The following is a 21,896-nucleotide window of genomic DNA, read 5'->3' as shown; positions in this document are numbered from 1 at the left end:
GACCTTAGAAAATATTTTAATCGGGTTAAACTTAAATTTGATTAAGCTTGAATGATCGTAATTATGACGACTTTTTCACATTTATCCAAAAGACTTCGTATGATTTTTTTTGATATCCATGACTCCCCGGAAGACATGTCATTTCTTCGCCATCAATCTCTTGATATAGTCCTGCCATTCAACGGTTATTATTCAGGATTTTATAATGAGTTTTTCTCAGGATGTCTGGCAACGCAATCTGGAACTGTACCAGAAAACCCTGGCACTACCCTTTAACCAGGAGCTTGCCAAAGGGACCTTGAGCCGTGAAGCTTTCTGTCATTATGTCATTCAGGATGCACATTACCTGGTTGCCTATGGTCGCGCACTCGCTGTCTGTGGTGCTAAAGCCTATGAAGCAGATGACATTATCCAGTTCACTCAGGGCGCAAAAGAAGCCATCGTGGTTGAGCGCAGCCTGCATGACGGCTTTATGAAAGATTTTGGTATCAGCAAAGCAGACTTTGAAAATACGCCTCTGACACTTGCCTGCCATCATTACACTTCATTTTTAACGGCAACAGCATGGTCAGAAAGCTATCCTGTCGTACTGGCATCCCTGCTGCCATGTTTCTGGATTTATGCAGAAGTGGGCAAAGACATTGTGAGCAGTTCTGTGCCGAACAATCCTTATCAGGCATGGGTGGACACCTATTCAGGCGAAGATTTCAATGAAGCAGTACGCAATGTACTGGCAACCATTGACCGTATAGCTGAACGTGCCGATGCCGATACACTGGAAAAAATGCACAAAGCCTATACCAAAGGGGCTGAACTTGAATGGCTGTTCTGGGACAGTGCTTACCATCAAAGACAGTGGGCTGGATTAAGCCTCTGAATCACTGTATCTGATAAAAAAAGCCCTCGTGAGTGAGGGCTTTTTTATTACGGGTCTGTTCAACCTCTGGTTTTATTCCATCCCAGATAAATCATGGCACAGAGAATTACGCCCCAGATCAGCCAGCGTGCTTCAAAAATTGATCTTCTGGCCTCATTTTTCGCAGTGTTCTGAGCAACATTGCCCTGAAACTTATGCGCAGGATTCAATGCTTCAATTTTTTCAATATCATTCGGTTTTTCACCCTGACCCACGATCAGATACACCGCTTTAACTTCTACATCTTCCAGCTGTGGGAACTGAACAGAAAGCTCGGACTGCCCATTATGGTTATACTGAGGAACCCATTCATCCACTCGCCCCATGACACGTGCGCGGGTCGTATCAAAAATCTGTGTATCCTTGATTTCTGCCGACGTCTGCTTTTCAATCAGCTTGTTCAGTTCTTCAAATTCTTTAAATGAATACTTCTGAACTCTGGCAATCTGATCAGACTCCACCTGAAGGCTGTCTTTCTGTAACGCAGGATTATTTTTAAATAAAATCCCCTGAGGTAACAACTGCAAATCAAGAAAGTAATGCCCTGATGCCGTTTTGTCCTGAAGTACGACATAAACAGCACTCCAGACCTGATCGCTTGCCGCAATTTCAGGTAAAACCACTTCATATTTCTGCTGATCAATCAGATCAAAATATTGATTGAATGCCAGAATTTTTGTTGCATCCTGAGCCTGACTCCAGCCACTGCATACCAGTGTGAAGATCAGTAATAATAATTTCCCCATTTATTATCCCAATATTTTCCATTTCTAATTTCAGGAAATTATAAATAAATCACAGAGCTGTAAATATATGCAAACCACCCGAAAATTTTGATTTATTATTTGTTTTTATTATTGAAAAACATAAAGTTATTTGACAAACCCATCCTTATCTCTTAAATATAACAAAGCCCGTCACTTCCTGCCAGTGCCTGTTTTTTTATGACATTTCAGGCACAAACTCAAAAATCTGCGCTGAAATGCAAAAAATCTTTTTTAGATGCCTTTCAGGTTGTCAAAACCTGTCCCAGCCAGTCCAATATCCACTTTGGTGATTTCATATTCAGCAACGCTCTGAAAAGGGTCAGTGCTTAAGAGTTCCTCCAGTTCAGACAATGGCATATCTTTCACCAGAAATATTCCACCTGTCACAGGATTTTTTCTGCCGGCAGCAATCAGGTCACCGCTGGCAAGATGAGGTTTCAGCCACTGAATATGTGCTTTTAACAGCAGATCAACTTCTTCCAGGCTTTTCTGATACTTTAAATTTACAATATACATCTGCGCTTCCTTTATTTATCCTGACCCGTTTTTAATTCAATATTAAAGTACTTCATTAAGAAAAATAATGATTCCATCCTGAAACAAGCAGCGTTGCTGTAACTATCCAGCACAGCGTAGCTATGCTCAGGCATGACCAGATGGGGAATTTTGTCGCGAGCAGATAGACCATCAGCAAATAAATAAAATACGGGATTAAAGACCACATACCAAACAGTGCTGTCTGCTTTAACGCCTCGGTACCTTTGTCCTGCGACACGATCACATGTGCAATCAGGGCAAAGGTCGGAAACAGTGGAACCAGTCCGGCAATATAAAATGCTTTCGACCTGGACAGCAGGGATATCAGCAGCACAACGGCTGCCCCGACTGTACATTTCAAAAAGAGTGACAGCATCCCTGCTCCCTTAAAAATATCCGTAAAAAACCTGTATTGAACAGGCTTATCCAGACACATGTTCAGATCTGTTCTTCACAGACCACTCAGAATAAATGTATCACCAGCAGTGCAATCAAGGCAGGCATTGCCTGAATATATAAAATCTTTTTACTTGCAGTCATTGCCCCATAAACACCAGCGACCAGCACGCAGCCCAGAAAGAATGTTGCAAGATGAACTGAAAAAGGAGGTGCGGCAAATAAAGACCAGATCAGCCCTGCTGCCAGAAATCCATTATATAAACCCTGATTCTGTGCCAGTACTTTGGTCAGCTGCGCTTTTTCAGGTGTATTGCCAAAGGCTTTTAAACCGGCAGGTTTATCCCACAGGAACATTTCCAGTACTAAAAAGTAGATATGCAGCAGTGCAATGACTGCAATCAGAATTTTGCCAATGATCATGTGATGGCTGTCCTTTATTTTTATGTAGCGAATAAACCTATTCTAAATGGATTTTAGCTGACAGTAACAGCTTCACGCATAAAAAATGAACTTTATCTGTAGTGCAGCGTTTATATGCAGATGCGACTAAGCAAAAACACCTGATCCGACATAAATTGTCGTGAAAAAACGAATTAATACAGCTTGAACAAAATTAAATCGCTATCATATATCACTTTAAATTTGCACAATTCCGAGACTGTTTTATGAGCCAAAGTCATATCCGTATTCGAGGCGCACGTACCCATAACTTAAAAAATGTGTCCCTTGATATTCCACGTGACAAGTTTGTGGTGATCACGGGACTTTCAGGCTCTGGAAAGTCATCTCTGGCATTTGACACTTTATATGCCGAAGGTCAGCGTCGTTATGTCGAATCGCTTTCCGCTTATGCACGTCAGTTTTTATCACAGATGGAAAAGCCAGAAGTCGATTCGATTGAAGGTCTAAGCCCAGCCATTGCCATCGAACAGAAATCGACCAGCCATAACCCACGTTCAACCGTGGGAACCATTACTGAAATTTATGACTATTTACGTCTGCTCTATGCACGTGTCGGAACACCGTACTGTCCTGAACATGACTTGCCGATGGTTGCACAGACTGTGTCGGAAATGGTCGATGTTGTAAAAGGTCTGGAAGAAGGTACAGCATTGATGCTGCTTGCCCCTGTGGTGCGTGACCGTAAAGGTGAATACAGCAATCTGTTTGAGCAACTGCAAAGTCAGGGCTTCGTACGTGCCCGCGTTGATGGCGAAGTGATCGACATTGACACCCCGCCTGAACTGGATAAAAAGAAAAAACATACTATCGAAGTGGTGGTGGATCGTTTTAAAGTCCGTGATGATCTCGGTAACCGTATTGCGGAAAGCTTTGAAACCGCACTGCGTTTAGGTGGTGATATTGCGGTTTTATCATGGATGAATGGCGAACAGCCTGAGCGGGTATTTTCAGCAAAACACTCCTGTCCTGAATGTGACCGCGCCGTTGCTGAACTTGAACCGCGTCTGTTTTCATTTAACAATCCATTCGGTGCATGTCCAACCTGTGATGGTTTAGGAACACGTAGCCATTTCAGTGCAGACAAACTGATTCCAAGCCCTGATGTGTCGATCAGCCAAGGTGCAATTCGTGGCTGGGACAGACAGCGCCCATACTATTACAGCATGATTGAAAAAGTGGCTGCACATTTCGGTTTTTCTTTGGATACACCGTGGAATGAACTGGATGCCGACACCAAAAAGAAATTTTTATACGGTACAGGCAAAGAAAAAGTCGACTTAAGCTACATTGATGAACGTGGTCGTAAACACAGCCGTGTGCAAGCCTTTGAAGGGATTTTACCGCACCTGGAACGTCGCTATCGTGAAACTGAAAGCAACTATGTCCGTGATGATCTGGCACAGTATTTATCCAATGCTGCCTGCGATGCCTGCGGTGGTTCTCGTCTGAATGAAATCTCACGCCATGTCCGTGTCAAAGACAAAACCATTGCCCAGATCACCAAAATGTCGATTGGTGATGCGGAACATTATTATCAGGATTTAAATCTTGAGGGTGCAAAAGGCGAAATTGCCGATAAGATTTTTAAAGAAATCCGTGAGCGTCTGCACTTCCTTGTTTCTGTCGGTCTGAATTATTTAAGTCTTTCACGTTCTGCGGAAACCCTTTCAGGCGGTGAAGCACAGCGTATTCGTCTTGCTTCACAGATCGGTGCAGGTTTAATGGGCGTGATGTACGTTCTTGATGAACCATCCATTGGTCTGCATCAACGTGATAATGATCGCTTGCTTGAAACTTTGGTTCGTTTACGTGACCTCGGCAATACCGTTTTAGTCGTTGAGCATGATGAAGATGCGATTCGTGCTGCTGATCATATTATTGATATCGGTCCTGGTGCAGGAATTCACGGCGGTCATGTGATTGCCGAAGGGACTTATGATGAAATTCTGGCAAATAAAGAGTCTTTAACAGGGAAATATTTGTCAGGAAAATTAAAAATCGAAGTGCCAAAACAGCGTACTCAACCGCCTAAGCCTGATGAAAAAATCAAGCTGATGGGTGCATGTGGTCATAACCTGCAAAATGTCGATTTAACCATTCCACTTGGCATCATGACTTGTGTGACGGGTGTTTCAGGTTCTGGTAAATCAACCTTGATTAACCGTACTTTATTACCACTTGCAGCAACGCAGTTGAATGGCGCAACAACACTTACCGCTGAAAAATTTGACTCGATTGACGGCTTACAGTTCCTTGATAAAGTCGTGGATATTGACCAAAGTCCGATTGGTCGTACCCCACGTTCTAACCCTGCAACCTATACAGGTTTATTTACACCGATTCGTGAATTATTTGCGCAAACACCTGAAGCTAAAGCGCGTGGTTATGCTGCGGGTCGTTTCTCGTTTAACGTGAAAGGTGGTCGCTGTGAAGCCTGTGAAGGTGACGGTATGATCAAAGTGGCAATGCATTTCTTACCTGATATGTATGTGCCGTGCGATGCTTGTCACGGTGATCGTTATAACCGTGAAACTTTGGAAGTCGGTTATAAAGGTAAGAATATTTCCGATGTTTTAGGCATGACCGTTGAAGATGCGATGCATTTCTTTGATGCAATTCCTGTGATTCATCGTCGTCTGGAAACTTTAAATCAGGTCGGTTTGGGTTATATCCGTTTGGGTCAGTCTGCCACTACCCTTTCAGGCGGTGAAGCGCAACGTGTGAAATTGGCTCGTGAACTGGCGAAGCGTGATACAGGCAAAACCTTGTATGTGCTTGATGAGCCAACGACTGGTTTACACTTCCATGATATTGCAAAACTTTTGGATATTCTTCATGAGCTACGCAATAAGGGCAATACTATTGTGGTAATTGAGCATAATCTGGATGTGATTAAAACTGCTGACTGGGTGATTGATCTGGGTCCTGAAGGTGGTGCGGGTGGTGGTCAGATTATTGCTGAGGGAACACCTGAAGAGATCGCGAAATCTAAAGTTTCGCATACGGCGAAGTTTTTAAAACCGATGTTGAAATAAAAATCTCCCCGAAATTCCCTCCTTTTTTCAAAGGAGGGAGCATTCCACTATTAATTCAATGGAGTTCCCCTCTTTTTAAAAGAGGGGTTAGGAGAGATTAAGGAAATATGCTTCAAATTGCTGTGATTTAGTGATAAAACAATTATTTATCAATCTCTATATTACTTTGTATGATTGGATTAGAAATATTAGATACCGCTATTAAAATTGGATTAGGGGCGTTAATCACAGGAATTATTGCTTTTTTAAATCAAAAAACAAATATCAAAGCTACTATTGCAAAAGATAAACTTGAATATAATAGAAAAACACTTACGCAAATTTCCTCTGATATCGAAGAAATTAATCATTTAGTTTTAAAAATATGGGCAATTTTCGAATTCGAAACTAAACAAACCCATATTGATAAAAGTAAAAATTTAGAGAGGCTCGACCCTTTACGTAATAACTTATTTAATGACTTTCATTTACTTAGTAAAAATGAAGGATTATTGCTATTACATGGTTATACGCAACAACAAGAAAAATTAAGAATATATGGTGAGTTGTTAGGCAAATTCAATTCATATACGTTGTTTAGAAATGATTCTATCAATGTTGAAACAACAGCAAATTTCAAAGCAGAAATTTTAGAAGCGCGAAAAAATCTTTATTTAAGTTTAAATAGTGTATTAACTTAAAATCATTATTTTAATCAACATAATATTTCAAACTCCTGCTCGTTGCATGTACCAACTTCATTAACTATTTAATTGAAAAAACAAAAGCCTCAAACTGAAGTCCAATCATATGAAGCGACATGGATGTCGCCCATTTAACTGAGGCACACGGACGTGCCTTCAGTTAAACAAAAGCATTTTGCCTACTTTTGTGCTTTCAAAAGTAGGAACATCTCAGGTAATGAAACTTAAAACATTAATGCAAATAAAAAAACACACCTAGTTTATCCAGCACATCCAAAGTCAGCTGTTTTCTTTCCCCGACATCATCACCCTGCTCCATCTGCATATTCAAAGCAAAAGCCGTCACCTTGCCATGACCATCATCCACCCAACCGGTATACCACCCCACCTGAGGGTTCACATCCATGCCCCAGCCACTTTTAGCATACAGCTTCACATCTCCACGACCTTCTATATACAGCATATCTTTCACCTGCTTTTGTACAGCAGTATCAAAACCCAGCTGCTCAGTCGCAAGTCCATAAGCAAATCGGGCTTCCTGTTCAGGCGTGACTTTCAAAGGTCCCACCAGCCAGAAGTTATCAACCTGCTTCCCAATGTCTGCATTACCAAAACCAGCACGTCGGACTTCCTGCTGCATCAGTTCAAGTCCAATTCGTCTTGCCAGCTCCTGATAGACCGGAACAGCTGAGGCCTGCATCGCCTGAGCTAAAGTCATATCCTTTTCCCACGCAGGAAAAGAGCGTTTTTCACCGTTCCATTTAAAAACTTCTGTCGCTGTCGCTTTACCATGCTGTAAACCAATCAAAGCATTCAGCATTTTAAAAGTGGACGCAGGAATATACTCAGTCTGAGCACGTGTTAAATCATTGCCATAACGTTTAAGTACAGTGCCATCAAAAGTGACAAAAACAGCCTGTGTACCTGCTTCATTAAACAGCTGTGGGATCTGCTGTATCCGACTGTCTTCTGTCTTTGAAGATATGAATGGTGACTTCTTCTGATTGTCCCCAGACATCATGATTCCCCCGGAACATGCGCTCAGCATCCACGCTGAAACTGCAAAAAACAGTGTTTTTTTCATCGTCAAAATTTCAAAAGTGTTTCCCTATTATAAAAACTATCGCTCTGTAGAACTGTACAGTTGTGTATTTTTATCCTCAGCTTCTGAACAGCACCGTGCAGAATATTCTGTTTATTTTTATGTCGGATATTTCTATGATAGATTCTGACCCATCTTAAAACCGTATCATTAAACAATTTACTTTACTGACTAATTAAAATTAATGCTAAAAATGAATAAATATCTGCTCTCTGTCAGTCTTGCACTGATTTCTTTACATACTCTTGCCGAAGGTTATATGAATGAAAATATGGTGATTTTCAGCTCATCCTCTGATGGCAGCAATACCCCATGGCAGGCAAATCCCAAATGTACACCTGTCATTCAGAAAGCCTCCACAACTCAAACCTGGTCAGTTCAGTATAATTATCCGGATGGTTCGCCTTTGACCTCCAGATTTTTAACTACAGCAAAGCCATCCATGAAAGCGGCTGAATGTGAACATCTGGTTCATTTTCCTGACAATATCCAGAGTTCCGGGACGTTTGAAAGTTTTTATCCAGACGGCAAACTGCGTAGCCGTATTCCATACACTGACGGTATTTACAATGGGAAACTGACTTTCTGGTTCGCCAGTGGCTTAAAAGAACAGGAATCCACCCTGCGTAACGGAGTATCAGATGGTGAATACCGCATCTGGCATCCCAATGGTCAGCTGGCACTGTCCATGGGCTATAAAGATGATGCTCAGCATGGTATGAAACAACGCTGGTATGAAGACAGTCAACCCTGGACTTATGTACGTTTTGAAAATGGTCAGATGCAGGGTGAGCTGAAACAATGGTTCAGGAATGGTCAGATGGAACGCCAGGGCGAGTACCGAAAAGGACAACGCCACGGTACCTATAAAGCCTGGTACGATGACGGAACACCGCAGGCTGTGCTGAATTATCAGACAGGAAAAATCATCTCTGCACAATGCTGGAATGAAATGAACAAACCAGTTTCAGCAAAACAGTGTATAGACTGGTTCAAAGACGAAGAATAACTTTCAGTGTGGAAGTTTTCAGGCTTCCACAATATTTTTACCATTTTCCTTAGCCCGCAGCAGCGCCTGATCTGCCTTGACAAGCAGTTCTTCCCAGTTTTCCGCACCCACGGCCACACCAGAACTCACAGAGATACTGAACTGATCAAACTGTTTATTGTCTGCGATCGCAGTCCGAATTTTCTCAGCAATTTCGAACAGGGTCTTTATCTGCATTTTTGCAAAAAGAATCAGAAACTCATCGCCCCCATAGCGAACTACCAGATCATCTGACCGAACATGACGTTTCAACTGATCGGCAATAAAACAGATCACCTGATCACCCACCACATGACCATATTGATCATTGATCTGTTTAAAATTATCAATGTCCAGCACAATCAAACCTGTATTGAGCAATCCTGAAGACGATGTTTCCAGAGCGCTGACATATTCATCCAGTGCCATCCGGTTTGAGACACCCGTCAGATTATCTGTAGCAGCATGATTACGCAGCTGATTTTCCAGTACATCCCGCTGGCGCAACATCCCCTGAAGTTTCTGGATCGCCTCAAGCAAAGAAATCTTTTCCAGTGCTTTCTCTGATATGAGCTTCTTCTCTCCATACTGGGACAGATCAAGTAATGTATTTCTTGCGTAGATTAGAGGTTTAAACACCTTATTACGTGCGTACAGCAAAGTAAAAACAGCAGCTCCCAGAGAAATCAGGGTCAGTATCAGCCTGAAACCCAGACGCTGTCCGGCTTTCTGAACATCATCCTCTGCAACGTTCTGACTGTAATCCAGCAGATAGTGCTGTAAGTCCACAACTGTGGCAAATTTACTGACCATTTTTTCAGTCAGCTGAACGCCTGAAACTGAATATGGCAAACCATTGATACTTTCCTCAATCAGTCCAGAGACCATAGGGATTCCCTGATCCAGAAATTCTGTTTTTACCTGATGGTGCAGCGCTGTATATTCCGGCGTTCTGGCATTATCCTGTTGCAGTGTATTAATCAGATCCCATAAATAGCTGATCTGCTTCTGCGTCTGCAAAGACCTGACCAGGTTGTCTTTGGGAATTCTTTCATTAAAGGAAACATAAGGTAAAATATTGGAAGCCATACGCCCTGCCTGATCACTCAAATCAGCCAGGATAAAGATTGTGGTGTAATAGCTGGAAACCGTAGTGTCTTTCGCCACGGAAGACAACAACACATTCCTCAGTCCCTCATAGCATCTGTCCCAGGCACTGAACATCTGACGAACCGCATAATCATATTCAGCGGATGTTCTCGCCTCTGTTGAAAGTAAAGAAACCCGATCCACATCATGACGAGCCTGCCGCAAAGACTCTCCCAGTTCTTTTTCCAGCTGAACAGCGACAAGCTGGAAGCCTGACTGTTTCAACACATCAACTGTCTGCTGAAACTGAATATCCACCTCTGAACGGTATTGTTTCAATTCCTGCTGATGCACATGAAAATCAGCAGCTGCCCCCGACATCAGTTTATTTGCTGGAGCCCGCTCTCTGGATACTTTATTGGCAAGCTCAGCAACAGCCCGCATTGAATTGATTTCCACCAGTGTGGTCGATGCTTTTTTGTAATACTGATAACTGCTGTAAATTAAAGGCAATGAAATCAAAAGAATGCATAAAATAATTGCAATCATGGACCAAAACAGCTTTTTTCTTATATGTTCAGAACGCAAATTTGCCATGATCTGATACACCCCAATACCTGTTCATTATGTTGACCTGCTGGAAAAAGTACAGAAGCCATATTATTCAGATTTTATTTTTACATAAAAATAAAATATTTACATGAAATAATCATAACATTTATCACTTTTTTATGTATTAAATGATTTATATCAATAATTTGATTATAAATGCTAATAAGTACACATTACACTGTTCGAATTATTTTTCTGACACCGATGAAAACACGGTCTGTAAAAATATTTATATTGTTAAATATCAATAATATACAATCAAGTGAAAAAATATTTACACCCGCATCAAATTAGTGCATAATGCCCCTCAATAGGGCAAGATAAGATTATTCCTCAGCAGATTTTCTGAATTTTCCCGATATTTTGGCGAAAAACCCCGGTTTCTTTAAGGAAATCGGGGTTTTTTATTGCTGACAACTATTAATCGACAATTATTATATGATTTAACGCACCATTATGGTGCAATAAATTTAATCTTTTAACAGCCCTGCTTTTCAGGCAAAAAAAAGCCCAACCTTGGGGAAAGCTGGGCAGATAAAAGTAAAACTTTTGTGGAGTCTGCATTGCAACGCTGTATCAAAACAGCACATCGCAACACAAGTAATAAATCATGAGAGAAATCACGAAACTATTACATAAAGTTGACCAAAGTAGTCAGACTTGATTTTCAGATTATGAGCTAAATCACAAATTATGTAAAGTCCGATGAATTGAATGTATTTGTCTAATATCTCAAAATATTTAAAAAACATTATACTTAATCACAGAATGACTATTATTTTGATCATTTTTAAAACAATCTGATTATTTAGGTAAACCAGCAGACCTAAATCAGAAATTTATGTCATTTTTTATTCAGATTTCATCGCGAATTAAACCACTAATGAATTGATATTTTCAATCAATATATTAAAATTAATCTATTTTATTTATGATTAATTTTCCTCAATTATCCATCTTATTTTCCGGTCAGATTATTTCGGTCAGCTTATTCACTTGTTCTAAAAACAGTTTTTAGGTTGACAAAGTAAAGCTTAATTGTACTTTTTTTAACCGCTACTATATTTAGAATAATTGCTCAATAAAATAATGTTCTTTTAGTTCATTGACTTAATAAAATGTTACAATACAATGCACAATGTTTAATCCATTTTTAACAAAACTGGTAACTATTATGAAAAAACTCGGTTTAGCCACTGCTTTATTATTAGCCATGACCGGTGCTCAAGCATATCAATTTGAAGTACAAGGTCAGTCTGAATATATTGACAACACAGTAAATGACAAAAACTTTACTGGTGCTGTTCAAGGGACTTACTACTTCAAAAATGTTGATTCTTCAAAAGGTCCACTGGCTGAAGCAGCGTTCTTAAACCAGGCTTCAAATGCATCCCTGGCTTATAACTATGGTGATTACGACGTTAAAGCTGATGCTGACAAAAACTTCGTATCTCACACAATCGGTGCAAAAGCTGAAGCTTATGTTCCTACTAAAGTTGTTCCTGTTTACGCAAGCGTTAACTACAACCACACAATCACTGACGGTAAAGACGGTCAGAAAGATGATGATGGTGACCGTTATGCACTTGAGTTCGGTGCGGTAGTTGCGCCTAACTTCCTTGTAGCTGTTGGTTATACAAGTGTTGCTGACCAGACTTCTTATGATGCTTTCAACATCATGAACAACGGTGTTGCTAAAGCTGCGCTTGAGTCTGCTGCAATCAACCAGGATCAGGATGCGATCACTGCACGTGCTAAATACGTAGGTGCTATTGATGGTACTAACATGGCTGTAGGTTTTGAATCTGGTATCGTTTACGGTGAAGATACTGCTTACAACCTGAAAACAGATCTTTATTTAACTCCTGCTTTAAGCGTTGGTGCTTCTTACGCTGAATCAAGCTATGCTGGTTCTCCAGACAAAGCATGGGCTGCAAACGTAAACTACTTCATCACTCCTGCCGTTGCAGTTGGTGCAAGCTACGTAAATGCAAACTACGAAGCTGATAAAACAGCTCGTACAACAGTTCGTGACACTCAGACTGTTGGCTTAAATGCTAAATTCCGCTTCTAATTTATTTTAGAAACTGAATCAGAAAAGGACGCTTATGCGTCCTTTTTTTGTCTTCGTTATTTCAGCTGTTCCGGTGTCCGAACCAGGTTCAGGAAATGCAGATGACGCTCATACTGATCAATAATATCCTGTAACAGATCTTCCTGTGTCCAGCCCATGACATCGTAGTTCTGCCCACCTTCCCTCAGAAAAACTTCTGCCTGATAATATTCAGCATCCATGCCGTCACTGACCATAAACTCTGGTGGTGTCGTTTCACGTGAAACGACCTGGTAAATGAAATTGATTTCATTCAGATGATCCACCCTGAGTTGGAGTCCTGCCTCGACCTCTGAAATACTGACATCCAGTTTACGCTGCTGAAACTCATGCTGAATACTGAGAAAAGCCTGACGTACCGACTGAGCAATAAACTGTTTCACCTCTTGCTGCGTATGTGGATAATGCATGATCAGTCCCAGACGCTGCTGCCAGCTACGGGGGTTCTGAATCGCGCGGGGTGTAATGCGGGCAAGCTGTAAGGCTTCCATTTTAGTGGCATCCAGCCTTAATGCTTTCAGCAGTCCCCAGCAGATCAGCAGCATAATAAAAGTAAACGGTAATGCACTCATCATGGTTGCAGACTGGAGTGCCCCCAGTCCTCCCACGAGCAACAGTACAACTGCAAGTACCGCCATGAGCGCAACCCAGAACAGGCGCTGCCATGCAGGAGAGTCTTCAGTTTTTGCAGTCAGAATATCGGTCACCAGTGCCCCTGAATCTGCCGATGTCACAAAAAACAGCATAACGAGTACGGTTGCGACTGAGCTCATCACACCCGAAAATGGCAAGGTATGCAGAAATTCAAATAAAGCAACGGATGAGTCTTTCTGCACAGCCAGCATGAGACCTGTGTTTGCCTCCTGTAAAATGCTGTGCAGTGCAGAGTTCCCCATAAAACCCATCCAGATCAGGGTAAATCCTGTCGGAATCAGCAGGACACCGGAAATAAACTCCCTGATGCTCCGTCCACGGGATACACGGGCAATGAACATTCCGACAAATGGCGACCATGAAATCCACCATGCCCAGTACATGATGGTCCAGCCCCCTATCCACCCATCTGACTGATAGGCATAAAGGTTAAATGTCATGCTGAACAGACTGGAAATGTACTGACCGACATTCTGAACCGTTGTCTGAAGCAGATAAATCGTTGAACCTGCAAAAAACACAAACAGCAGCAACAGCAGTGCAAGCCCCAGATTCAGTTCTGAAAGCCGTTTAATCCCTTTATCCAGTCCAAGAAATACAGACAGAGATGCCATGGTACTGACCACAACAATCAGAATGACCTGTGTCACAGCCGACTGCTCCACGCCAAACAGATAATTCAGACCGGAATTGATCTGTGTCACACCAAAACCCAGTGTGGTCGCAACACCGAAAACTGTTCCGATAGTGGCAAAAGTATCGACCGCATCCCCTGCAGGTCCATAGATTTTTTTACCAATGATCGGATAGAGTGCCGAACGTACCTTCAAAGGTAAATTATGCCGATATGCAAAATAAGCCAGGGATAATCCTACGACAGTATAGATAGCCCAGGCATGTAATCCCCAGTGAAAAAAAGTGATACGCATAGCCTGCTGGGCAGCCTGAATGGTCTGTGCTTCACCAGAAGGAGGAGAAACATAGTGCATGACCGGTTCAGCCACACCAAAGAACATCAGACCAATCCCCATACCTGCGGTAAACAGCATGGCAAACCATGATGAATTGCTGTAACTGGGTTCACTGTGTTCAGGACCGAGCTTGATTTTACCCATGTCTGAGCATGCAATATAAATCAGCAGAATCAGGAAAATGGCAACGGAGAGTACATAAAACCAGCTGAAGGAATCTGTAATCCACTGGTTCATCTGCCTGGTCACCAGGTCAAATGCATTGGGAGCAAGTAACACAACTGCCAGAAATGCGGCAATTGTCAGAACAGTACTGAAAAATACGTTCGGGTTAATATTGGAAAACCATGTTGATTTTCTGGAAGGCATAACTCCTCCAATTTTATTTTTTGAAAAGAATGACAGACCATGCAGGTCAGAGAAGATGTTCAGCAAAGTAAACAAAAAGCGGGTTCAGTGAAAATGAATTAAACCCAGACTCAGGATAAATCAGGATGGCGCAGACTGCAGTTTCATTCCTGTAACATTATTATCTTAGTGATTCTGCAGCATACAGGTACTCAGTCACGTGAACGCTCATCCGGCTTAGGGCGTTCAGGCAGATGTGCAATGTACTGCAGGGCAATCAGGCGCGAAACAATCAGTGCCAGATACATCACACCAGTGAACATCTGAAGCATGGCAAGAACCCGTGCCAGAGGACTCATCGGTATCAGATCTGACAGACCCGTCGCCGACTGCAGACTGAAGCTCAGAAACAGTAAATCCAGCCAGGACTGTAAACCTGAAACATTCGGATTCTGAAAACTGCCAGGTATCAGCAACTGGCAGATGCTGTACAGAAATGCAAATCCCCAGGCGAGTAAAGTAAAGACTGCACCCGCTGCAAACAGCTCATCACGGGTCAGATAACGATCCGCAAACATATAACGCAGCAAGCCATAGGCAGCCACGAAGTAAGCCGCCGCTTCAAAGACATGTGCCACCACCTGAACCGTAATATTTTTCACACCAAACAGGATGGGGATGGAAAAGATCACCGCACCACCGACAAAACTGAGCCCCAGGAAAGTAAATACAGGGGTCTGACGGATGACTTTCGCAATCAGCAGCAGCACCAGTACACCAAGTGCCCAGGTCAGTGCTCTGAACGAAAGACTGTCATACGTCAGTAATGATAAAAATAAAAGCAGAATCTGTATAAGCAACAGCCATGCTGATGGTAAACCGCGGAATACCCGCCAGAAATCTACAAAAGCCTGCATGTTATTGTCCTGAGGGCTGATTGTTATTTTACTTGCTGAAAATTAACACAATTGCAGCGTTATTCTTTAATGATTTTGTATATCTGCTGAATTTTATATACGTTTAACACGGCGGTTCATCCATAAAAAAAGCCCCGAATGGGGCTTTTTTTATCAGGCGGGATCAGTGATCTGATGCGCCAGAGATACCGATACCAGTCTGTGAACGTACAAACTGTGCATCAAACGCTTTGCGTTCTGCTTCTGCACGAGCAGAGCTGTCAGTTACAGAGAACAACCAGCAGCAGAAGAATGCAAGTGGCATAGCGAAGATAGCTGGACCATTGTATGGGTTGATTGGTGTTTCAGCAATTTTGAATGTATCCACCCATACTGCTTTAGACAGAATGATCAGTGTTACAGCTGTTACCAGACCAACTACACCGCCAATCACAGCACCACGTGTTGTTAAGCCTTTCCAGAACATAGACAGAACAAGTACCGGGAAGTTTGCACAAGCTGCTACAGAGAATGCTAAACCAACCATGAACGCAACGTTCTGTTTCTCGAAAATGATACCCAGGATCATTGCAAAGATCGCAAGACCAAGAGTCGCAATTTTAGACATGCGCAGTTCAGATTCAGGAGTCGTCTGACCTTTCTTGAATACGTTTGCATACAGGTCATGAGAAATTGCTGAAGCACCAGACAGTGTCAGACCCGCTACAACCGCAAGGATTGTTGCAAATGCTACTGCTGAAATGAAGCCCATGAACAGGTCGCCGCCCACTGCATCAGACAGGTGAACCGCAGCCATGTTGTTACCGCCAACAAGCTCAAGCTTGCCAGTTACCGCCATTTTTGCAACATCAATGAACTGTGGGTTGTTTGAAACAAACAGGATCGCACCGAAACCAATGATGAAAGTAAGAAGATAGAAGTAACCAATGAAACCAGTTGCAACCACTACAGATTTACGAGCTTCTTTTGCATCTTTTACAGTGAAGAAACGCATCAGGATGTGTGGAAGACCTGCTGTACCGAACATCAATGCAAGACCTAAAGAAATCGCATCAATCGGGTTGGATGCAAGGCTGCCTGGACCCATGATCTTGGTTGCATCAGCCAGACTGATATCATGTACCTGACCATAAATTGCAATCGACTGTTCAAACATGTTCGTGAAGCTGAAACCTACAGCCTTCATTACCATGAACGCCATGAACGTAGCACCAGACAGCAGCATAACTGCTTTGATGATCTGTACCCATGTTGTTGCCAGCATACCACCGAAGATTACATAAGCCATCATCAGTAAGCCAACGATCACAACTGCGATGTTATAGTTCAGACCGAACAGTAATTTGATTAACTGACCTGCACCTACCATCTGAGCGATCAGATAGAATGCTACAACAACCAGCGAGCTTACAGCTGCCAGTGTACGGACAGGTTTTTCAGCCAGACGGAACGAAACCACGTCAGACAGGTTATATTTACCTAAGTTACGAAGACGTTCAGCAACCAGGAACAGTACGATTGGCCAGCCAACCATGAAGCCCAGAGAGTACAGCAGACCATCAAAGCCTGAACTGAACACCATTGCGGAAATACCCAGGAAAGATGCTGCCGACATATAGTCACCGGCAATTGCCAGACCGTTCTGGAAACCAGAAATACCACCACCTGCGGTATAGAAATCCTGTGTGCTGGTCGTCTGTCTTGCTGCCCATTTAGTAATGAACAGGGTCAGACCCACGAAAATAGCAAACATGATGATTGCATGCCAGTTGGTTGCCTGCTGTTCAGCAGCACCCAGGTCTGGACCTGCCATTGCCATGCCTGACATCAGCAGCGTCGAAGCAGCAAGTGCTTTCGATTTAATAGAATTCCATTTCATAAAATTACTGTCCTTTATTCTGAGCAATAGCTTCCACTTCTTTCATTGCCTCTTCATTCAAGGCATCCAGCTTGTTGTTCGCGATATACGAATACACGCCACAGAGTATGAAAGAAAGAACAATAATGCCCAGACCGAGCGGCATACCCCACGTGGTGACGCCACCACTTACCGAACTCATTAAAAACTCTTTGTTATAGCCAACTAAAAGCATGAAGCCGACATAGACAATCAGCATAATTGCTGTCAGTGTCCAGCTTAATCGACTTTTTCTGCTGACCATTTCCTTAAATTTTGGATTCTGTAGAATACGATCTACGTGTACTTCATCCATAATAATGCTCCTGTACGCACCCAGCCGTGGGCACAAATTTTTAATTCGAATTATTTCGCACCTAAAAGTAACAATCTTAGGGGGTTCTTGTAATTTAGACTTTGGTCGTTAAATTTTGAGCAATTCAGGCTGATGAAGTTCATCATGAGGTATCATAGCCTCATGGTTGTGGAACTTCAGACACTATGAACAGCTGGCTCATCATGGGGGTACTTGCCCTCTATATCGCATTACTTTTTATCTGTGCTTTTTTTGGTGAAAAGCACGCAAGCCGACTCAGCACCCGTGGTCGTATGCTGCTGTTCAGTCTGACCCTGGGGGTCTACTGTTCATCCTGGACTTTTTATGGTGCAACAGGCGCTGCGGTCCGTGAGGGAATTATTTTCCTGCCCATCTACCTGGGACCCTTGCTGTTTGTCGCTTTAGGTTATGACATCTGGCGACGGCTTGGACGTGTCCGTCAGCACCATGCGATTTCCTCCATTGCCGATTTTGTTGCAGCGCGCTATGGAAAAAGTGGTCCACTGGCATCCTTGGTGACCATCCTTGCTGTTATCGCCATTATTCCTTATCTGGCTTTACAGCTGCGTGCCATTGCACTCAGTGCAGCCGTCATCCTGGATCAGAACACCAATATTGCCCAGACCACCAATGGCGTGCTGCTGTTGACAGCTGTACTGGCAATTCTGGCCATGATGTTTGGAACACGGCAGATAGCCAATACTGAACAGCACGGCGGTCTGATGCTGGCGGTTGCTTTTGAGTCTTTTGTAAAACTCTTTGCACTGCTCTGTGTTGCACTGTTCTTTATGTTTGATGCACCTGAAAATATTCACCAGATTTCATCCGATGTTGCCCATACGTTCAAAGAAGTTCAGCTGCTGGGCGTGCCTGAAACCTTCTGGATACAGACTTTACTTGCAGCATTGGCGATTATCTGTCTGCCACGCCAGTTTCACGTTGCTGTGGTTGAACTGCGCGATGAAAAACATATCCGTGGTGCCCGCAGATGGTTTGCCGTTTATCTGATTCTGACCACGCTTGCCATTATTCCAATTGCCAGCTGGGCACTGCATGCTGCACCCGAATACCTGGCGATTCCCGATGTTGCTGTGCTGTCCTTACCTGTCAGCTATGGTCAGGACTGGTTGACTCTGCTGGCGTTTCTGGGTGGATTCTCCGCTTCCACAGGCATGTTGCTGGTGTCTTCAGTCGCGCTGTCCATCATGCTCAGTAATGACCTGATCATGCCTGCATTGTGGAAAATCGGTGTGCTGTCACGCCATGACAAACGACTTCCACTGGTACTGAAGTTCACCCGTCGGGTCTGTATTCTTGCCGTCATGCTGCTGGGCTTTCTGTTTTTCCATTTCTTTAATGATATCGACAAACTCTCTGTTTTTGGCTTGCTGGCATTCAGTGCAGTTGCTCAGTTTTCACCTGCATTAATTGGTGGACTGTACTGGCGTGGAGGAAGTAAACAGGGTGTATATGCCGGGCTGATTGTGGGTTTTGTCATGTGGGCTTATACCCTGCTCCTGCCGACCATTCTGCAGAGTCTGCCCGCTCAGTTCGTTGACTTCAGTTCACATTTCCTGAATCTGGGACCATTTGGTCTGAACTGGTTACGTCCTGAAGCCCTGTTTGGATTTGAATCTTTTGCACCACTGACACATGGTGTGATCTGGTCACTCGGTCTGAATATTATTTTATATATCTGGATTTCCAGAATCTTCCGTCCTGGGATTGCAGAACAGATTCAGGCTGAAAGTTTCTTTTATTATGAAACCAAACCCCTGCCTGCACAGAACACCAGCACAGAGATCAACTATTTACATCATGATGTTGCCAAACTCAAAGTTGGGGATCTGATTGCACTTGCCAAACGGATTACCGGTGAGGGACCAACCACTCATGCATTCCGTCAGTTCTGTACCCTGAACAATGTTGTACTGAACGAAAACAGCAGTGCCAACGGCATGTGGTGGCGTTTCACTGAACAGTACCTGGCAGGCACCATTGGTGCAGCATCTGCACGGACACTGCTGACCACCGCTATGGTCAACAATGGACTTGCACTGGGACAGGTTGCCAATATCCTCGATCAGGCATCACAATGGCAGCGCTTCAACCAGAATCTGATCATGACCATGATTGACCACATGACTCAGGGGGTCAGTGTGGTGGATGAAAATATGTGCCTGGTCGCATGGAACAATCAGTATTTAAAACTGTTCGATTATCCTAAAGACCTTGTGTATGTCGGCTGCCCGATTTCAGATCTGATCCGATATAACGCAGAACGTGGCGAATGTGGTCCAGGCTCGGTCGAAGAACATGTCCGGAAGCGTATGCACTGGATGAAAGTCGGCAGTGCGCATGAATTTGAACGGATCCGTAAGGATGGTCGTGTCATTCAGATGCGGGGTAACCCAATTGAAGGCGGTGGTTTTGTAACCACATTTGCCGACATTACCGCTTTCCGTGAAAATGAAGCCGTACTTGAAGCCCGGGTTTCTGACCGTACCCAGCAGCTGGCAAATGCACTGGCTGAACAGCAGCTGGCACGTGAACAGGCTGATAAAGCCAACATGTCCAAAAGCCGGTTTATTGCCGCAGCCAGTCACGATTTATTACAGCCGATGCATGCAGCCCGTCTGTTCAGTACCGCACTGGAACAGAGTATTCAGTTCGATGAAGACCGAAAAACACTGCAACAGCTGGACCGTGCCCTGCATGGTGCAGAAAGTATGCTCTCTGCTCTGCTCGATATTGCCCGTCTTGAAGGTGGCACCATTCAGCCTAAACGTCAGGCTTATCCATTACACGATCTGTTAAGTGACCTTGAACTGCAGTTCAAGTCCATTGCTGCTCAACGCTCCATTCAGCTGAAAGTTCATGATGCTCAGTTCTGGATTGATACAGATCCTCAGTGGATCCGCCGGATTATTCAGAACTTTGTCAGCAATGCCCTGCGTTATACCGCACGGGGTCGGGTTGTGGTTGGCGTTCTACGCTCTACTGCACGTCCAGGACATATCCGGATCGGGGTCTGGGACACAGGTCCTGGTATTGCCGAAGAACAGCGAATCAAGCTGTTTCAGGAATTTGAACGCTGTGGACATACCTCACCATGGGGCGAACAGGGGCTTGGACTTGGACTTGCCATTGTGCAGCGCATGACCAGCCTGCTGGATTATCCGGTTCATGTCTACTCTGAACTGGGCAAAGGTTCATGCTTTATGATCGAAGTACCTGTGGTTGCTGCGCCAAAAGTAGTATCCACACCTGTACAGGCGATTCCGCTGAAAACCCGTGCCTACAAAGTACTGTGTCTGGACAATGACGAAACCATTCTTGAAGGCATGAGTACCCTACTCAGTAAATGGGGTTATCAGGTGTTTAAAGCCACAGAACCTGAACAGGCAATAAAACTGATTCAGCAGGAAAATATACAGGTCTGGCTGGTCGATCAGCACCTGAATCACGATAAAATTGGACTGGATTTTATTCTGGACAACCGTCAGGATAATGTCCCTGTTGCACTGATTACCGCAGATTCAGATCCAGAACTGCCACAGCGTCTAAAAGAGCTGAATATCGTACTGCTGAAAAAACCGCTGAAACCGGCATCATTACGTTCATGGCTTTCGGGTCTGAAAATATCAGAAAACTGATCCTTCAGATGCTGCCCGATGATTCAGCTGAATCGGGCTTTTATCAGACAATCACTGCCAGTTCTGCACAGGACTGGCTTTTTATTTTTCATAAAATGCAAAACATATCAGAATCATGCCTTTGAAAATGGTTTGAACTGACCATAAATTTCAGTCCTCATTTTTCTATGGCAAAATCCACCAGAATCTTAAGTGAACATGCGTACACTTAGTTACAATTAATTAAATTTATGATTTTTATTCATTTTATATCTACGTTTTTCCTACTCTGAACTTTAGTCGTATTCACCTTGCAAATCAGATAATTCATAAATAAGCACAACAAACGATCAGTTTTGTGTTTTATACGTGTCCTGAAAAATTCTGACCATAAA

General features: G+C 43.3%; 16 protein-coding genes. 6 read left to right on the top strand and 10 right to left on the bottom strand.

Annotated elements, in window-relative coordinates:
• Window positions 1-205: 205 nt before the first annotated feature.
• Window positions 206-877, top strand: coding sequence for a thiaminase II (gene tenA / locus CDG61_RS01370; RefSeq protein ID WP_087549777.1), 672 nt, complete (start codon window positions 206-208; stop codon window positions 875-877).
• 59 nt (window positions 878-936) lie between these two features.
• Here tenA and CDG61_RS01365 read toward each other — a convergent pair whose 3' ends face one another.
• The 4 genes from CDG61_RS01365 to CDG61_RS01350 all read right to left on the bottom strand — a co-directional run bounded on the left by CDG61_RS01365 (window position 937) and on the right by CDG61_RS01350 (window position 3,036).
• Entirely contained in the window at window positions 937-1,662 is a 726-nt protein-coding gene (locus CDG61_RS01365; protein ID WP_087549776.1) for a hypothetical protein, read from the bottom strand.
• 252 nt (window positions 1,663-1,914) lie between these two features.
• Window positions 1,915-2,199 (bottom strand): YciI family protein, encoded by a 285-nt coding sequence (locus CDG61_RS01360; protein WP_087512060.1) that lies wholly within the window; start codon window positions 2,197-2,199, stop codon window positions 1,915-1,917.
• 55 nt (window positions 2,200-2,254) lie between these two features.
• The gene (locus CDG61_RS01355; RefSeq protein ID WP_087549775.1) at window positions 2,255-2,596 is read right to left on the bottom strand and encodes a GlpM family protein; all 342 of its coding nucleotides are present in this window, start codon (window positions 2,594-2,596) and stop codon (window positions 2,255-2,257) included.
• 86 nt (window positions 2,597-2,682) lie between these two features.
• A complete protein-coding gene (locus CDG61_RS01350) occupies window positions 2,683-3,036 on the bottom strand; it encodes a DUF1304 domain-containing protein (protein ID WP_087550011.1) in 354 nt (117 codons plus the stop codon).
• A gap of 248 nt (window positions 3,037-3,284) precedes the next feature.
• Here CDG61_RS01350 and uvrA point away from each other — a divergent pair, with 248 nt between their 5' ends.
• Together uvrA and CDG61_RS01340 are read left to right on the top strand one after the other, a co-directional pair.
• A complete protein-coding gene (gene uvrA / locus CDG61_RS01345; RefSeq protein WP_087549774.1) occupies window positions 3,285-6,116 on the top strand; it encodes an excinuclease ABC subunit UvrA in 2,832 nt (943 codons plus the stop codon).
• A 170-nt stretch (window positions 6,117-6,286) separates the two neighbouring features.
• Window positions 6,287-6,796: a hypothetical protein gene (locus CDG61_RS01340; RefSeq protein WP_087549773.1), complete on the top strand. Its 510-nt coding sequence runs from the start codon at window positions 6,287-6,289 to the stop codon at window positions 6,794-6,796.
• A 235-nt stretch (window positions 6,797-7,031) separates the two neighbouring features.
• On the opposite strand, the gene CDG61_RS01335 is transcribed toward CDG61_RS01340, so the two are convergent.
• Window positions 7,032-7,883, bottom strand: a complete 852-nt coding sequence (locus CDG61_RS01335) for an OXA-727 family class D beta-lactamase OXA-728 (protein WP_116786835.1) — start codon at window positions 7,881-7,883, stop codon at window positions 7,032-7,034.
• A gap of 211 nt (window positions 7,884-8,094) precedes the next feature.
• On the opposite strand from CDG61_RS01335, the gene CDG61_RS01330 reads away from it, so the two are divergent.
• Window positions 8,095-8,910, top strand: a complete 816-nt coding sequence (locus CDG61_RS01330) for a toxin-antitoxin system YwqK family antitoxin (RefSeq protein WP_171405562.1) — start codon at window positions 8,095-8,097, stop codon at window positions 8,908-8,910.
• 18 nt (window positions 8,911-8,928) lie between these two features.
• Here the strand turns inward: CDG61_RS01330 and CDG61_RS01325 are convergent, their stop codons facing one another.
• Complete coding sequence (locus CDG61_RS01325; protein WP_228199600.1) at window positions 8,929-10,566, bottom strand: GGDEF domain-containing protein; 1,638 nt, start codon at window positions 10,564-10,566, stop codon at window positions 8,929-8,931.
• 1,237 nt (window positions 10,567-11,803) lie between these two features.
• Here CDG61_RS01325 and omp33-36 point away from each other — a divergent pair.
• Entirely contained in the window at window positions 11,804-12,703 is a 900-nt protein-coding gene (omp33-36, locus tag CDG61_RS01320; RefSeq protein ID WP_087512055.1) for a porin Omp33-36, read from the top strand.
• A 56-nt stretch (window positions 12,704-12,759) separates the two neighbouring features.
• Here omp33-36 and betT read toward each other — a convergent pair whose 3' ends face one another.
• The 4 genes from betT to CDG61_RS01300 all read right to left on the bottom strand — a co-directional run bounded on the left by betT (window position 12,760) and on the right by CDG61_RS01300 (window position 17,845).
• A complete protein-coding gene (gene betT, locus CDG61_RS01315; RefSeq protein ID WP_087550008.1) occupies window positions 12,760-14,736 on the bottom strand; it encodes a choline BCCT transporter BetT in 1,977 nt (658 codons plus the stop codon).
• A 191-nt stretch (window positions 14,737-14,927) separates the two neighbouring features.
• A complete protein-coding gene (locus tag CDG61_RS01310) occupies window positions 14,928-15,632 on the bottom strand; it encodes an ion channel (protein WP_087512054.1) in 705 nt (234 codons plus the stop codon).
• 163 nt (window positions 15,633-15,795) lie between these two features.
• Entirely contained in the window at window positions 15,796-17,511 is a 1,716-nt protein-coding gene (locus tag CDG61_RS01305; RefSeq protein ID WP_087549771.1) for a cation acetate symporter, read from the bottom strand.
• Window positions 17,512-17,515: 4 nt separating this feature from the next.
• The gene (locus tag CDG61_RS01300) at window positions 17,516-17,845 is read right to left on the bottom strand and encodes a DUF485 domain-containing protein (protein WP_087512052.1); all 330 of its coding nucleotides are present in this window, start codon (window positions 17,843-17,845) and stop codon (window positions 17,516-17,518) included.
• A 185-nt stretch (window positions 17,846-18,030) separates the two neighbouring features.
• On the opposite strand from CDG61_RS01300, the gene CDG61_RS01295 reads away from it, so the two are divergent.
• Window positions 18,031-21,522 (top strand): PAS domain-containing hybrid sensor histidine kinase/response regulator, encoded by a 3,492-nt coding sequence (locus CDG61_RS01295; protein WP_087549770.1) that lies wholly within the window; start codon window positions 18,031-18,033, stop codon window positions 21,520-21,522.
• Window positions 21,523-21,896 lie beyond the last annotated feature (374 nt).

Origin of the sequence: Acinetobacter sp. WCHAc010052, assembly GCF_002165295.2 — a bacterium.
GTDB classification, from domain to species: domain Bacteria; phylum Pseudomonadota; class Gammaproteobacteria; order Pseudomonadales; family Moraxellaceae; genus Acinetobacter; species Acinetobacter chinensis.
The sequence above is the reverse complement of the archived record's forward strand: the minus strand, read 5'-3'. Positions and strand labels throughout refer to the sequence as shown.

Coding starts and splice junctions, on each gene's coding strand:
- tenA (WP_087549777.1), top strand. CDS start 206: ATGAGTTTTTCTCAGGATGTCTGGCAACGCAATCTGGAACTGTACCAG.
- CDG61_RS01365 (WP_087549776.1), bottom strand. CDS start 1,662: ATGGGGAAATTATTATTACTGATCTTCACACTGGTATGCAGTGGCTGG.
- CDG61_RS01360 (WP_087512060.1), bottom strand. CDS start 2,199: ATGTATATTGTAAATTTAAAGTATCAGAAAAGCCTGGAAGAAGTTGAT.
- CDG61_RS01355 (WP_087549775.1), bottom strand. CDS start 2,596: ATGCTGTCACTCTTTTTGAAATGTACAGTCGGGGCAGCCGTTGTGCTG.
- uvrA (WP_087549774.1), top strand. CDS start 3,285: ATGAGCCAAAGTCATATCCGTATTCGAGGCGCACGTACCCATAACTTA.
- CDG61_RS01340 (WP_087549773.1), top strand. CDS start 6,287: ATGATTGGATTAGAAATATTAGATACCGCTATTAAAATTGGATTAGGG.
- CDG61_RS01335 (WP_116786835.1), bottom strand. CDS start 7,883: ATGAAAAAAACACTGTTTTTTGCAGTTTCAGCGTGGATGCTGAGCGCA.
- CDG61_RS01330 (WP_171405562.1), top strand. CDS start 8,095: ATGAATAAATATCTGCTCTCTGTCAGTCTTGCACTGATTTCTTTACAT.
- CDG61_RS01325 (WP_228199600.1), bottom strand. CDS start 10,566: ATGATTGCAATTATTTTATGCATTCTTTTGATTTCATTGCCTTTAATT.
- omp33-36 (WP_087512055.1), top strand. CDS start 11,804: ATGAAAAAACTCGGTTTAGCCACTGCTTTATTATTAGCCATGACCGGT.
- betT (WP_087550008.1), bottom strand. CDS start 14,736: ATGCCTTCCAGAAAATCAACATGGTTTTCCAATATTAACCCGAACGTA.
- CDG61_RS01310 (WP_087512054.1), bottom strand. CDS start 15,632: ATGCAGGCTTTTGTAGATTTCTGGCGGGTATTCCGCGGTTTACCATCA.
- CDG61_RS01305 (WP_087549771.1), bottom strand. CDS start 17,511: ATGAAATGGAATTCTATTAAATCGAAAGCACTTGCTGCTTCGACGCTG.
- CDG61_RS01300 (WP_087512052.1), bottom strand. CDS start 17,845: ATGGATGAAGTACACGTAGATCGTATTCTACAGAATCCAAAATTTAAG.
- CDG61_RS01295 (WP_087549770.1), top strand. CDS start 18,031: ATGAACAGCTGGCTCATCATGGGGGTACTTGCCCTCTATATCGCATTA.